Genomic DNA, 14,895 nt, shown 5'->3' with positions numbered 1-14,895 from the left:
CAACTAATAAATAGCTGATACAGATATATCAGATCAGGTAAACAAACAAAAACTGTATGAAAATACTTTTACGAAGTAGCTTATGGGCAAAAGCTTTAATCTTCTCTTTAGTAGCGGTAACAGGTACTAATGCTCAACAGGATTTTAGGCCAAGAAAGAACATTTCTACCAAGGGCGACGTGTTGCTTATTGGTAATGCAATACATGGGATAAAAGGAACTCAAAATGATGCGTATAATATACTTGGCACTAATAATGGGGGATCCTTTGATACAGCCTATATTGATATCGATGGCGATGACACCACTTTTAGCTCTAGTAGTGCCAATTTGGATGATCCAAGTGGAGGTTGCGCAGAAATAGTATATGCCGGCCTGTACTGGACAGCAAATTATTATTTGGCAAGACAAGACTCTCCAAACGTTTATTTAGATAATGAAATTACCGCTGAAGACGCATATGGTGTTACAGACAGCGATTCTAATGTTACACTCAATATTAATAATGGTGCTTTGGCAGGCAGGTATTTCGTAAGAAACAGCGAATTCGACAATGATGTTTCAGATATTAAACTTAGTCCGGCATCTTCAAATTTGGTGGTTGCAGAACCTATAGATGGGTGTTTGATTACCAATGCTGCACAGTTGACAGGTAACATAGCTGTAATACAAAGTGGTAGTGCCTCTTGTACAGACAGAGAACGAGTGATTAACGCACAAAATGCAGGTGCTATCGGGGTTGTGATAGTAAATGATAATGGAAATTTACACAAACTTACAGGTAGTGGTAGTACCGCAATTGCAATTCCATCGGTAAGTATGGGTAACAACAACTTATTTGGTATTGGTTCTGAAAACTTAATTACAGAGCTACTGGCAACCACTGAAGTTGTAAACGCAATACTATCAACCACCGGTAATGAAGTTGAAACAGGATTACCAATCAATGACGTAAGAAAGAATGGTACCGCAGATTACAGAAACATTCAATTAGGATTTGGATTGCCTGGATCGGTAACGTATACTACGGTACAACCACAGATTGGCACACAAGTAATTGATGTTAATGGTGTTCCCACTACAACACATGGTGGAGTTCTTTATGATGGCTATGCGAACACAGCATCGAACCCTGCATCAAATGCAAGTGACAATGTTCCATACACGTGTTTTGCAGATGTAACCGATATTGTAAAAACTAACGGCTTTGGAACCTATACCGTGGCAAATATGAAAGCTACCGTAGGGGTAACCTCTGGGGTTTCGGGTGCTGCAGGAGGTTGGTCATTGGTAGTTGTATACAGTAGCCCAGATGTTGCGTCTACCAACAGGTTTATATCCATTTCTGATGGGTTCAGAGAAATATTAGGGGGCGCAGGTGCAACAATGGTAGATTTACCGATTGAAGGGTTTAGAACACTTCCTGCCCCAAACCCTGTAGATGTGAAGTTTGGAGTAGCTTCTCTTGAAGGTGATAATGGTATTGCAGGAGATAATTTGGAGATTCTTAATACGTCTAGTTTTTATGTAGACATTTTTAATGCGGCCAACCCTCAAAACAATTTTTTTAATAGCTCAATTTCTGTAGACGGTGTTTCAACTACTAATCGTAATCCTGCATCCGTAAATACACTAGGCTTTGATACTGATTTTTTTAGGTTAGAGAATGATGCATTAGACCTTATTCCAAATGATGCTACTAGTGCCGATTTCCGCTTGTCTACAAATGGAGATACGTATCAGGCATTTATGACCGTTTTTTCTGTTGAGGATATTGCTCCAGAGCTCAGAATGATTAAAGAAGTATATGATCCAAGTGATCTTACTACAGTAATAAACAACCAAACGGTAGAGTTAGGTGACGATTTGGTATATAGATTACGACTTGAAAACACAGGAAATGAAAACTATATAGGGAATGTGATTGTTGAAGATATTTTACCTGCAAATGTTGATTTGGTAAGCATAGATGGTATAGATGTAAATGCTAATCCAGCAGGAAATATAAATACAATTCCTACGATAAGCTATACAACTACAGGAGTTGGAACAGGTTCCTCTCAAACCGTACAATTCACAATTCCTGCCGATCTTTTAACTTCTGGCCCGTTGGGCACAGGAGAAATCGCAATAGATTTTACAGTACAAACCATAGTCGATTGTAATTTTTTAAGAGATGCATGTTCTGATGAAATCTCCAATGTAGCAACGGCGACTTATGTGGGAGAGGTTTCAGGAACAACGGTATCAGGAAACACGAGTAGTTCTGAAATCGATGCTTGCGGAAACCCTAATGGTGAAGCAACAGGTTTCTTTATTAATGTGCCCGCTTGTCGTACAGATGTTGCTTTTTGTGGAGGTTCACTTCAATTAGTTGCAGGAGCAGGATATGACCAATATATTTGGTCTGGACCCAATGGCTTTTCGGCAACTACTGCTACTAATTTTGTTGAAGTTTCTTCAGGTGGGACAGGAGTATATTCTGTAGTTAAAAATGATACCAACCCATCAGATGGTACTTGTGTATCCTTAACCGAAGAATTTGAGGTTACAAATTTTGCAGAGTTTCCACACCCCTTACAAGATGTTGCAGCGATTGATAATTTTGTGGATTATTTTGATATCACAAATGGTGGGTGTAATGTGGAGTTGGCAAAAATCAATCTTTGTGGCAACCAAACCTATACTGTAGACTCTGGTTTCAATGCGAGTAATGTATTTAATATTACATGGCAAGAGCTTACCAATGTAAATTGTTTAGATAGAAGTGATAATTGTCCGGCTATAGTAGGAGGTTGCGATGCAATTGCCAATTGGACGGATATTTCAACCACTGGATTAACTACAAGTTTGGAGTTTGAAAACCCAGGAGAATATAGAATGATTGTCGAGTTTGACGGAGGCTGTACTCAGGTTTACTATTTCGATATTAACAAAAGCGATTATCAACCTGCTGTGGATATTGCCGACATGAAGTGCAATAATGTAGGGATTGTTCAGGTAAACAATATTCCTGTAAGCGGTACATTTAGATTTTTATTGAAGCCTCAATCAGATCCTGCGCCAACCTTGGCAGATATTGGATTGTTTACGAATACAGAAGGTCGATTTGACATTCCTTTTCAGTTAAACCCATATAATTTTACGGTATATGCGATAGATGGTGCTTTACCTAATTGTATTTATGAAATAGATGGAACAGTTCTATCATATGATCCACAAGTAATTATAAATCCAATATCCCCAGAGTGCGTCAATAATGATAACGGAAACGGTCTCGGAAGGATCGAAATTGAGGTTACAGGAGGGCTACCACAATACGAATATCGAATTACCGGAGGGCCCAATAATATTGATATTGTGACGGGTAACGGAGAAGTAAACTCAGGTAACTTTACGTTTCACGACATAGAATCAGGAACTTATACTGTTCAGGTGATTTCAAATCGAGATCCACTGTCTGAATGTAGTTTTGAAGAAGTAGTTGTCATTGTTCCTGCGCCAATTTTTATAGCCGATGCCCATATTATTGCACCTTCAACATGTGATAGCGGAGCGATTGTTGAAGTGGTGGTTAATACCGGTTCTGGAGGCCCATATCAATATGCTGATGAAAGTGGGGTTTTTAGCGCGAATAATACATTTACACTCCCTCAAAATGCAGTATCTACAGATACGTTTACCTTTTTTGTATCAGATACAAGTACTTTAAACGGATGTATCATAGAAGCACAAGTAAATGGACCAGAGCCGTATGTTCCTATAGAAATTCAAACCGTTACACCAATTAGTCCTGTATGTCCATCTGATAGTGGAAGTATAAGAGTGCAGTTAACACCTTCATCTGTAATTGCAGACAGGACATTTACTTATGAGTTATTAGATGATACATATTCGGCTATACAAACTATTACAAATGCTATAGATACTGATATTACATTTACCAATGTCCTAGTGGATAATGAGTATACAATTAGAGTATCGCATAACAATACGACGGACCCTGCGGGGAGTCCTATTTGTCCAGTTGATGCTGGGCCATTTGATATCACCGTTCCAAACGGGATAACATTTGATGCGGTGGTGACACGAGAATTGAGCTGTATACAAGGTAGTGAAGCAGCACAGGTAACTATATCAAATTTTGCTGGAGGTACCGGAGCCTTTGAATGGGCCACAGATGCTACTGGGCCTTTTACTCCAGTTTCAGGACCATCTGCTGTAATTGAAGTAGCTACAGCACAAGCAGGCTTTATAATTTACGTGAGAGAACCTAATTCTCCAGGTTGTGCAGTGAGCAGAAGCGTTGATATTTCCGAAATAATAAGCATCGATGATATAATATTTAATTCCGGAACAATAGATTGTGATGCGCAAACAGTAGAAACCACATTTGAAGCCTTGCCTGTAGTTTCACAGGGAGTATTCTATGAGTATAGCATCTCTCCAGATCCTGCAAGCAATACAGGAAGCACCTCGTTTAGTAACACAAATACATATGTGCTTACCAGAGGAACAAACTACACCATTACGGCAAGACGTAGTGATAACCTATGTATATTTGAAAAGGATTACTTTTTGCCAACTGTGCAACCAGTGCAGATTAGTAATGTAAGAACCCAAGACATTGCTTGTTTTGGAAGCAATGATGGATTTGTTGAATTCTCTGTTAGCTCTACAAATTTTAATTACGAGATTGGAAACCCGGCCTCTGGTTTTATAACCAGCGCAACTTCTAATAATGATTATGTAAGTGTCGATAATCTGGCCTCAGGTAATTATTATATTCGAGTTTTTGATATTAGTACAGATTGCGAAACCACAGATAATTTTATTATTGATGGACCAACGGCCGCTATACAAATTGAAACATCCATTTCCCAACCTATAACAAATGAAGGGGGTAAAATCGAAGTTTCTGCAACAGGAGGAGTTCCTCCATATGCTTATTCCATTGATGGAATCTCATTTTCTCAATCAAATATTTTTGAAGACCTTGCTGCCGGAGAGTATACAGTTTATGTACAAGATAGTAGTACTTGTATCGTGTCAAGTTCAATAATTACTATTGATCCCGCACCAGGACTTATGGTAGAATTAGACCTTAGCAATGCAGTTATTATCTGTTTTGGCGGAAGTGAGGCTTCTATAGATGCAACAGCAACAGGTGCTTCGGGGGTATATTTATATAGGTTAGTAGGTACAGATTATCTTGGAAATACGATTAGTACAGGCGCACAAGCAAATAGTCTGTTTAGTAATTTGGCAGCTGGTAACTATGAGTATATTGTAGAAAGCTCAGATAATGCTTCACAGAGTATTCCATTCGCAATTACACAGCCAGAGCAAGTAACGATAGAAGTAAACACTACCGATATTGTATGTAATGGTTTAGATAATGGTATTGTAACTGTTACTTCTAGAGGAGGAACACCTCCTTATAGTTATTCTTTATTCACTGGTTCGGGAGAGGTTATTTCTGCATTTGTTCAAGACGGTGTGGATGGCATTGCAGGAGAACATACGTTTGAAGGATTGGTTCCCGGATCATACAGGATTGCCGTAGAAGATGCAAATGGCTGCCCTACAGAGCAAGATGCCAATATTTTCGAACCATCGGTTTTACAAGCTACTACTTTAGAAGTGTTCCCAGAAACCTGTAATTCGAGTAGTGATGGAGCGGCAAGGTTTGAAGTTACTGGAGGTACGCCTCCTTATGAAACTAATATTACTAATAATGATGCCGATTTTGTGCAAAATGTATTTACATATACAAATCTTCCTGCTGGATCGACAACAGTATTTATTAAAGACGCAAACAATTGTAGAGTAAATCTAACAGTAGATATTGCAGAGGCCGAAGCATTATTCTTTGATCCTACAATTACACCAGTAACTTCAGATGCAAGCGGTTCGATCGAAGTCGATGTTGTTGGAGGAACTGCACCTTATAGCTATGAATTAAGAAATCCAGCAGGCGAAGTTATTGTTCCGGCACAAACAGATAATTTACTTATAGTAGATATTGCTGGTAACTACCGGGTATTCGTTAGTGATGCAAATGGTTGTGAGACATGGCTAGATGTAACTGTTGCGGGGCCACAGGAAACACCATTAACAGAATATGCAGATGAAATTTTCTTCTGTACGATTACAGGCCAAAGCTATCCTGTGGTTACTATTGAGGATACCGAAGGGGAGACCTTAGAAATTCCTGCCGTAGCAGAAGCGTTAATAGTATGGCAAAAGTTAAGCGATATCACTTGTACAGAAGTAGAAGAAGACACATGTCCAACAACAGACTCTAGTTGTAGTTCAAGTTGGTTTGATATTGCCACAGGAACATCAGGAACCATTACCGACGAGGGTCAATATCGTATTGTGATAACATTTGTAACCAAAAATGGAAATAATACGATCATCTATTATTTCAAAGCAGAAACGAATATGCCAGATCTGGAAGGGGAATTTAAGATGTACCCTAATCCAGCCAGGGGACGTGTAACACTTAACCGAGAAGTAAAAAGCATTCAGGTTTTTGATGTAATGGGTAAAATGGTACTGGAAAGCAATGAGAACTCTTACGACATTAGTTCTTTGTTCAACGGAGTTTACTTCGTGAAAGTTATTACCAATGATAATGAAGAAATAATAACCAAATTGGTCAAGAAGTAATCCCAGAAATTCCTTATAAATAAAAAAAGAGCACCTCGAATGGTGCTCTTTTTTATACCAAAGATGCTGCTATACAGGATTATTAAGTAATTATATACAATCCAAATATGGCCACAATAAAGTAACAGGTTATTGTTAAAGCGCCTTGATAATCTTTTGCTACTCTTTGCCCAAAAAGAAGCATTAAAAGTGTTAAACAAGCCAAAAACATAGCCAAAACAGCATAAAAAGTATGGTTATCTGCAATTAGATGATAAATGCCCATAACACAGCAAATAGCCGTTACCAGCTCAATAAGTAAAATAGTAGCAAGGAGTAGTGGAACCACCCTTCCCATAAAAGTTTTGGCAAAATGGCCTTTCAACCATTCCAGATTTCCTTTCCAGTCTATTAGTTTATCAATACCAGATTGCAAAAATGTGATCAAAAGAAATAATAAGATTGTAATTGCGACAATGTGAGTCATAAAATTATCCATAGATGAAGAGTTTAGTACCTCAAATATAGAATAAGATTTGAAAATGCTATGACTTGTTTTTGAAAGTCTGAATTAATTACTAAGCGCTTTTTTTATGAAGCAAACGAGTGAGCTTAATAGAAAGGTCGGTAAGAATGATTTTTGCATTTCCATTTCGTTCAATATGATAGGCAGCTTCCTGTAGTTCATTGCAGATATCCATAATGTTGGCACCATGAACAAACGGGGCGAATTTTTCGAGCTTAAAACCATTCGTGCTGGGCTCTAGAAAAACCAAATCTTTGGCTCCATAATTAAGTAACATAGCTTGTCTGAAAAAATCAAGGCAATAGTTTAAAAACCGTTTTTGGGTTTCACGGCCAGCACCAGCAATAGATTCACTCCAGGTAATAAGATCATTCACTGCAGACTTGTTTCCTTTGGCTCTAAATGCTGTACGCACCCATTGTATAAACCATTCTTCAAACTGCTCATCACCGCCATCATGATGCAACAAGTGTAATGCTTTGCTATAGTCACCATCAGCCTGATGCGCTATTTTTTGAGCTTCGCTATCACCAATATTTTCATTTTTCTGAAGTGCTTCTTTAATCACTTGCTCTCCTAAAGGCGGAAAGTGCAATACCTGGCATCGAGATCGTATAGTTTGTATGAGTTGCTCTTCATCTTCAGTAATAAGAATAAATATGGTTTTTTCTGGTGGTTCTTCAATTAACTTTAGAAGCTTATTTGACGCGGCAATATTCATTTTATCGGCCATCCATATCAACATCACTTTATAACCTCCTTCATAACTTTTAAGAGATAGCTTTTTTACAACCTCGTGAGCTTCATCAACACCTATTTGACCTTGTTTCTTTTCAATTCCCAAAGAGATATACCAATCAAAAATACTTCCATAGGGATTATCCTTTACAAAAGCTCTCCATTCTTCTGCAAATTGATCAGAAGTTGGATGCTTTTTTATTTTATCGTTTACCGCTACAGGATAGACAAAATGAAGATCGGGATGAGCCAGGTGGTCAAATTTTATATTGCAGGCCTGGACACCTTCGGTGTTTTCTCCATTTTGGTTTTGACACAGAATGTACTGTGCATATGCTATGGCCATTGGCAGGGTCCCGCTTCCATTAGGTCCCACAAAAAGTTGGGCATGTGGAATCCTCTTGCGATCTGCACTGGTAGTCAAGTAACTCTTGATATGTTTTAGGCCTAAAATTTCTGAAAATAGCATAGGCAAATATAATGAACTCACCTGTAGTGAAACAATATAGATTGCTCGGGTTTTAGATATAGGATAAGATTTTGGTTAATTTCCTTATATTCTAATTGGACATATTATTTACCTTGACAGATAACTGAGATACTATTTTTTCGAATTCTTCTGAAAATTGATAAGGAGCAGTATCATCATTTTTTGAAAGATTAATATAATCTGAAACTAAAAGTAAAGGACTGGCTTTCATGTAGGTGATCAGATCTGTTTTGGGTTTATTTTTTAATATATAGGTAGTAATGGCGCTTCCCAGATAATAACCTATTTCATCAATGTTGGTAGTAAAAAAAGTGTTGTAGAAGTTATTTACATTTTTTTGCGAATGGCTTTTTTGAAAATCTACCATAAGTCTGTCGAACATCCAAAATATAAACTTTTCTCTTTTCTCATTGTCCTTATACCGATCCAACCAACTTTTATTGGCCTTGGTTTCTTTGATGGTTTTTAAATCGTCGAGATACGTTGCGCTACCTTCAAGATATAGAGCATTAAATAAAAAGTATGTCCAATAATCAGGTGAACTATCCTTGGTTTTTTCAAGGGTATTTCTGATTTTTTCGTCTTGAGACCAGATGGCCTGTAGATTATGAAATAACTCATGTTTACAAATCATAAAAAAATAGTCCAAATCATTATTCATATGGTGTAGTGAAATATGAAAAGTGTTTCCGTCACCAAATGTATAACCTGTTGAATTTCCTCCGACAATGCCTATGATTTTAATCGTAATATGTTTGTTTGAAGGGATAAATATTTGCAAAGATTTTTTCAGTTTTGTTTCAATAATCCCGAGATTTGATTGCAATTCTTTGATAAAACCAGACAAGCGATCTAGGTCTTTTATGATAGCATTATATTGAAATTTTTGTTCAATGGTATTAAGAGATCCTGAACCAGATTGTACTTTTTTAATAGTTTCTATCATAGTACTATCCTTTGTATTCAGTTTTTTCAATAATGCTTTCGAACTTCCTAATTGCGCTAAAGTAATTGTTTGGCTTTCTGAGAACGTCTTGTTTTTCAAAACTTCAATAGTTTTTTGGGCATTAGACAGATCCAGTTCTAATGATAGTTGTGAATAGCCGAAAAAGCTGTTTGTAATTAATATTACTAATAGAATACTATATTTTTTCATTAGTGTATTTGATTTTCAATTTTAGATTGTTTGTAGAATTTTGTGTAATTCTTAATGTTTAGAATTTCTTTTATGGCTTTTTTCTTATTGGGATGATGATTATAATACGACTCAACAATTTTATATCCTATCCAATATCCCAGGTTCTGGGGTCTACCATCGTTTGTTTTAGAGTATAACCAGGGAGATAGGTTTGAACTATTTTTATTGTTGTCAAATTCTTTTAGTAATCGCTTAAGATTGGCTTCTCCATAGGAATAAACATTTGGACCATTGCAATATTTTACTTGCTCACCGGCAATCATTTCGGCAATAAAGTCTGCTGCACCTTCTCGTATACAATGCTTTAACAGGCTGTCGTCAGATTTATCATCAAGTTGAATAAAATGAATGATTTCATGAGAGACCAAAAATGGAAGTAGGTCTAAATCTAAACTTGGCCTCCCATATTCTGTGCTAATTTGGTTATCTGAGAAAATCTCTATTCCAATACTTAAACCAGCATCAGATGCTGTGCCTCCCGAAGTCGTTCTTCCTATTAAAAAATAGGTAGGAGGAAATATGGCATCGGGATAAAGATATTCCAGGGCATAAAAAGAAGCTTTAATCTGTTTGCTGAAATCCTTTGCATTATGGGTAGAAGGTCTAACTTTTTGATAGTATTCTTTTTCTGATAGCACTAGTTTTTTTAGCTCATGGGCGCTTACAATACGTTGGTCATTTATAAAGTTTTGGACTCCCGGGCTTCCATATTTTATATAACTTTCAAAAGGATTTGTAAGAGTATCCTTCATAAGTTTGTCAAACGATTTCCAGAACAAATCTATGTCGGTAACGATTATCTTTGCATTCTCGGGTTTGTTGGCGAAAACAGTTTTTTGTTCTCTAATATCTGGAGAACAGCTAAGACAAAAAACGCCAAGAATCAGAAAAAGGAATTGTATTTTTCTCATAATCATTTCATGCTCTTTTTTCAAAAGGAATGATGACATTTTTTTCGATGTAATTTTTTAATCCCTGTAGCAGTATAGCCCAACAGTATGAAGATTGTCTATATTCATCATTGCAGGATAACCACCCTGTATGCTGAAACTTAAGCACTACACCATTTTCAGATTTTTCCAAATCAAAACCAAAAGAGGTAGGATTCCAGTTTTTATCTGATTTTGTCATTTTAATATGAAAACTCTTGTTTGCTTCGGCTTTGATTACTTTCCCGTACCAATCATAATCGTCGGTGAAATTAAGATTGTAAACTTCTCCTGTTTCAGGAGTACCTGTACAGCGTAGTGGCCACCAATTAATAAGGTGCTCTGGGTTGGTTATGGCATCAAAAACTTTATTTATATGAGCATTGATATGCAAATCGTGATAAATCGAATAATTGTTCATGAGTATCGTATATTTAGTTTATAAAGTACTGCCAAAATATTGTGTCATATCTAAGGTAAAATGAACCAAAAAGAACCACCAAACATCTTTGGATCTACTTATTACAGAAAGAATTACTACCCCGATAGCAGTATCTAGGATCAAACTGCCAAGTTCGGCAAGAGAATATCCGTCTGCGATCATACTGGGAATATGGCCAGCAGCAAACAGAATAGCAACAATTCCTATGGTCCATGAACTCCCAATCCATTTGGAAAGCCGTACAAATATCATAGCAATTGTAATGTCTTCCATAAATACTTGAGTAAGCTCGGATATGTTTTTGGGGTTATATATATTGAGCATCATCTTTCCCAAAGGGGTGGCATTTTCTCTAACAATCCAATAGATAATTAGGGATATCATAGCAATGCATAGTCCAATACCAATACGAATTATAATGTTTGCCTTTGGTAGCCAAATGCTATCTAATGAATCTTTGCGCAAAAATACCAGAATCAAAGTGGGCGAAAAGATAAATGCTTGATTTATAGCATCTATTATGGGTAATTTATTTTTATTGGGAAGTAACATTCCATTAATATAAAGTTGTCCAATACCAAGTATTGCCAGTATTGCAATGCTGGCAAAAATAAAATCTATATATGGTTTTTCGGGTTGGTAATCAACAGGTTTGTTCCAAAGTCTATTTCCGAAAAAACGATTGAAGAGAAGCCATAATAAAGCAGCAGCACTATAGGCTATCATGAGAGATGCATAATGTGTAGTCATAAGCATATGTAATAACGGTTGTATATCATTTAGTGTTGGTCAAGCATGATTTGGTTGCCATCTGGATCTGAAAAAACAACAGACTTCATTGTTTCATTGGGTGAGGTTTCTTTTATGAGTTTAACATGCTTTTCTTTTAAACTTTCCTGAATGCTTAGGATGTTTGAAGGATTAAAAGTCAGTATGTTTTGCTCAAACATTCCTTGAAACAATCCTAGCTTTAATGATGAATGTTTCAAAATGCGCCATTTTTGAGTAGGGGTGTCCTTAAAACTATCGTTAATATGTCCGCCATCTATAATGGTAAAACCTAAATGTTCATAAAAAGCTACAGATTCTTCTATATTTTTAACCGCTAGACTAAGTGAAAATATTCCCAATTCCATAATAATATATTTTATGATGTGATTGCAATTAGCAAAATGTTTCAGAAATACTATTCATACTTAAGTACCATTTTATATGATTCCTGAATTCAAAATCTTTAACTGGTTTGATTTTATATGCGAAACCTCGCACTAATATATTTATGGGAAGTTTGTTTTTAACTTAATTTGGTCCCAAACACCTAAAATAGTTTCTGAAAAAGGGATAATTTTAAAGACTGAAATGTTTGTTCTTATGAAACCCAAAACAATTACCCTTCAGTTTGAAAACTTGATATCCATAAAGAGTATCGTTATCATCACTTCGATAACTATGTTGATTGTATTAAGCATTTTTTATTTACACCCTGCAAATATTGAATGGACATCTAAGGATGATTTCAGTTGGTTTAATGTATTGCAGTTTGTTTTTATAGACCAACTTTTGATAGAATTCCTCACTACATACATTATTGCAATATCGATGATGCATTATGCATCAAAGTTTAAACTTCAAAATGTTGAATTATCGGCAAAAAGTATTGTATTGCTTTTTCTGAAATTTATTCCGTTGCTTCTTCTCGTATATTTTGTAATAGCCCCGGTAACGACAACGATTCGATATTTTTATCATTTACTAATATTGCAGCGTGATAATTTGAGCTATTTGGATTCTTATTTCTTTATCAATTCTAAAATCTATTTTGCATATTTAATACCTATTTTGCTAAGCAGTGTTTTGTGGTTAACTAGTTTAATAATATCTGGCCTGAAAATAAATAGTCAAAAAATTAAAAGCCAGCTTAACAATATTACGTTAAAAGTTAAAACTGAAAAAGGGGAAAGGTTGATTAGTAGCTCAGAGGTAATTTCGATCGTCAAAGAGGGATCAAACTATATGGTAAACATAGAGAATATGAAGTATCAAATTACTAAGAACCTTACAGAACTGGAGGAAAAACTGGACCATAATTTTATAAAAATCAATAGATCAACCATAGTTAACCTTCTTTTTTTTAAGGATTATTCATTCTGGGAAAACGAAAAATACATTTTTAGAATGAAAAACGGTGCAGAATACAATGTAACCCGAGAGCGATTAAAAAAAATAAAAGAAAGAATTGAGTTCTGTAACACAAATTTTGAGCCTCCTTATCGGGTATAATTAATCAGTGCAAGTTTTTAGTTGGATTTGGTTTTTATTGGTTGACAGCTTCAAGGCTTTTGATTACGCCAAATGCAAAACAATCAGAGTTCAGAAATTACGTAAATCTACCACTATCATATTTCTAGCAAAAAACGACTTTTTCTAAAAAATCAATAAAAGTGAAAAATTACCATCGTTTTCGTAGATTTTTTTAACCAAATCGAGGTGTTTTTTAAGGAAATAAAATTATTTTCGTTTGCTTAATACCAACACAGTAAAATGAAGACAATCAGCGATTTTAATTTTGAAAATAAGAAAGCGTTAATTCGAGTAGATTTTAACGTGCCCCTGAACGAAAATTTTGAGGTAACCGATGATACACGTATCCAAGCGGCAAAACCTACAATAATTAAAGTTTTGGAAGATGGTGGAAGTGCCGTTTTGATGTCGCACTTAGGAAGACCCAAGGGAGTACAGGATGAGTTTTCTCTAAGGCACATCGTTGATAAGGTTTCTGAAGTTTTGGGTGTGCAGGTAAAGTTTGTATACAATTGTGTTGGGCAAGAGGCCGAAGATGCAGTTGCTGCACTAAACCCAGGTGAGGTTTTGCTGTTAGAGAACTTAAGATTTCATGCCGAAGAAACCGCAGGGGATGTTGCCTTTGCAGAACAGTTATCAAAGTTAGGAGATATATACTTAAATGATGCTTTTGGTACAGCACATAGGGCACATGCCTCGACTACAATTGTAGCGCAGTTTTTTCCCGAGAATAAAGCTTTTGGAAATTTATTGGCAAAAGAGATCGAAAGTATCGATAAAGTTTTACGAAGTGGTGAAAAACCTGTTACAGCTGTGTTGGGAGGATCCAAAGTATCATCAAAGATTACCATTATCGAAAACATCCTTGATAAAGTAGATCATTTGATCGTTGGGGGTGGTATGACATATACTTTCATTAAAGCACAGGGTGGACAAATTGGTGATTCGATTTGTGAGGATGATAAGCAAGAATTGGCATTAGAGATCCTTAAAAAAGCCTCAGATAAAGGAGTAGAGATACATTTACCTGTTGACGTATTAGGAGCTGATGCTTTTGATAATGACGCAAATACCAAAGTGATTGCAGTAAATGAAATCCCAGATGGGTGGCAAGGACTTGATGCAGGACCCGAAACGCTTAAAAACTTTCATGAGGTAATTTTGAAGTCAAAAACCATACTTTGGAATGGACCCCTAGGTGTTTTTGAAATGGAAAACTTTGCCAAAGGTACTATTTCATTAGGGCATTCAATTGCAGAGGCAACACAAAATGGCGCATTTTCTCTAGTGGGTGGGGGCGACTCAGTAGCCGCCGTAAAACAATTTGGTTTTGGAGATAAAGTAAGCTATGTATCGACAGGAGGAGGAGCGATGCTAGAAAGTTTGGAAGGTAAAACATTGCCAGGAATTGCAGCAATAGAAAAATAATAATTTCCTCTCCCCAAGGAGAAGAAACCTTAATAAAATGTTGTAGATACTAATACTTGGCGCGAGCACATTGTTGATAACCTGTAAGAAATACTACATTTTTTGTAAGAATATTAGAAAACCGGTCTTTTTAACCGGTTTTTTTGCGTTTTTAACGCGTTGATCTTTTGGATTTTAGAAAAAAAATGCG

The 14,895-nt window shown here is 36.2% G+C and carries 10 protein-coding genes; 3 read left to right on the top strand and 7 right to left on the bottom strand.

The window, feature by feature from the left end; all coding sequences use genetic code 11:
• The first annotated feature begins 56 nt into the window (after positions 1-56).
• A complete protein-coding gene (locus U6A24_RS20045; RefSeq protein ID WP_324181800.1) occupies positions 57-6,674 on the top strand; it encodes a T9SS type A sorting domain-containing protein in 6,618 nt (2,205 codons plus the stop codon).
• 82 nt (positions 6,675-6,756) lie between these two features.
• On the opposite strand, the gene U6A24_RS20040 is transcribed toward U6A24_RS20045, so the two are convergent.
• From U6A24_RS20040 to U6A24_RS20010, 7 genes are all read right to left on the bottom strand, one after another.
• Entirely contained in the window at positions 6,757-7,152 is a 396-nt protein-coding gene (locus U6A24_RS20040; RefSeq protein WP_324181799.1) for a DoxX family protein, read from the bottom strand.
• A 79-nt stretch (positions 7,153-7,231) separates the two neighbouring features.
• Positions 7,232-8,386: a DNA polymerase III subunit gene (locus U6A24_RS20035; RefSeq protein ID WP_324181798.1), complete on the bottom strand. Its 1,155-nt coding sequence runs from the start codon at positions 8,384-8,386 to the stop codon at positions 7,232-7,234.
• Between the two features lie 91 nt (positions 8,387-8,477).
• Entirely contained in the window at positions 8,478-9,563 is a 1,086-nt protein-coding gene (locus U6A24_RS20030; RefSeq protein ID WP_324181797.1) for a hypothetical protein, read from the bottom strand.
• Positions 9,563-10,516 (bottom strand): gliding motility protein GldB-related protein, encoded by a 954-nt coding sequence (locus tag U6A24_RS20025; RefSeq protein WP_324181796.1) that lies wholly within the window; start codon positions 10,514-10,516, stop codon positions 9,563-9,565. Before U6A24_RS20025 ends, U6A24_RS20030 begins: the two co-directional genes overlap by 1 nt.
• Before the next feature lie 7 nt (positions 10,517-10,523).
• Positions 10,524-10,955 (bottom strand): SRPBCC family protein, encoded by a 432-nt coding sequence (locus U6A24_RS20020; protein ID WP_324181795.1) that lies wholly within the window; start codon positions 10,953-10,955, stop codon positions 10,524-10,526.
• A gap of 18 nt (positions 10,956-10,973) precedes the next feature.
• Complete coding sequence (locus U6A24_RS20015; RefSeq protein ID WP_324181794.1) at positions 10,974-11,726, bottom strand: CPBP family glutamic-type intramembrane protease; 753 nt, start codon at positions 11,724-11,726, stop codon at positions 10,974-10,976.
• Between the two features lie 29 nt (positions 11,727-11,755).
• Complete coding sequence (locus U6A24_RS20010; RefSeq protein ID WP_324181793.1) at positions 11,756-12,112, bottom strand: VOC family protein; 357 nt, start codon at positions 12,110-12,112, stop codon at positions 11,756-11,758.
• 235 nt (positions 12,113-12,347) lie between these two features.
• On the opposite strand from U6A24_RS20010, the gene U6A24_RS20005 reads away from it, so the two are divergent.
• Positions 12,348-13,256, top strand: a complete 909-nt coding sequence (locus U6A24_RS20005; protein WP_324181792.1) for a LytTR family DNA-binding domain-containing protein — start codon at positions 12,348-12,350, stop codon at positions 13,254-13,256.
• Between the two features lie 261 nt (positions 13,257-13,517).
• The gene (locus U6A24_RS20000; RefSeq protein WP_324181791.1) at positions 13,518-14,705 is read left to right on the top strand and encodes a phosphoglycerate kinase; all 1,188 of its coding nucleotides are present in this window, start codon (positions 13,518-13,520) and stop codon (positions 14,703-14,705) included.
• Positions 14,706-14,895: the final 190 nt, after the last annotated feature.

It is taken from the genome of Aquimarina gracilis (genome assembly GCF_035285365.1).
Lineage (GTDB): Bacteria > Bacteroidota > Bacteroidia > Flavobacteriales > Flavobacteriaceae > Aquimarina > Aquimarina gracilis.
Note: the sequence above shows the minus strand (reverse complement) of the source record. Positions and strands in the feature narration are given on the sequence as shown.

Bases quoted from the DNA above. Each gene is read 5' to 3' on its own strand.
- U6A24_RS20045 (WP_324181800.1), top strand. From the start codon at position 57: ATGAAAATACTTTTACGAAGTAGCTTATGGGCAAAAGCTTTAATCTTC.
- U6A24_RS20040 (WP_324181799.1), bottom strand. From the start codon at position 7,152: ATGGATAATTTTATGACTCACATTGTCGCAATTACAATCTTATTATTT.
- U6A24_RS20035 (WP_324181798.1), bottom strand. From the start codon at position 8,386: ATGCTATTTTCAGAAATTTTAGGCCTAAAACATATCAAGAGTTACTTG.
- U6A24_RS20030 (WP_324181797.1), bottom strand. From the start codon at position 9,563: ATGAAAAAATATAGTATTCTATTAGTAATATTAATTACAAACAGCTTT.
- U6A24_RS20025 (WP_324181796.1), bottom strand. From the start codon at position 10,516: ATGAGAAAAATACAATTCCTTTTTCTGATTCTTGGCGTTTTTTGTCTT.
- U6A24_RS20020 (WP_324181795.1), bottom strand. From the start codon at position 10,955: ATGAACAATTATTCGATTTATCACGATTTGCATATCAATGCTCATATA.
- U6A24_RS20015 (WP_324181794.1), bottom strand. From the start codon at position 11,726: ATGACTACACATTATGCATCTCTCATGATAGCCTATAGTGCTGCTGCT.
- U6A24_RS20010 (WP_324181793.1), bottom strand. From the start codon at position 12,112: ATGGAATTGGGAATATTTTCACTTAGTCTAGCGGTTAAAAATATAGAA.
- U6A24_RS20005 (WP_324181792.1), top strand. From the start codon at position 12,348: ATGAAACCCAAAACAATTACCCTTCAGTTTGAAAACTTGATATCCATA.
- U6A24_RS20000 (WP_324181791.1), top strand. From the start codon at position 13,518: ATGAAGACAATCAGCGATTTTAATTTTGAAAATAAGAAAGCGTTAATT.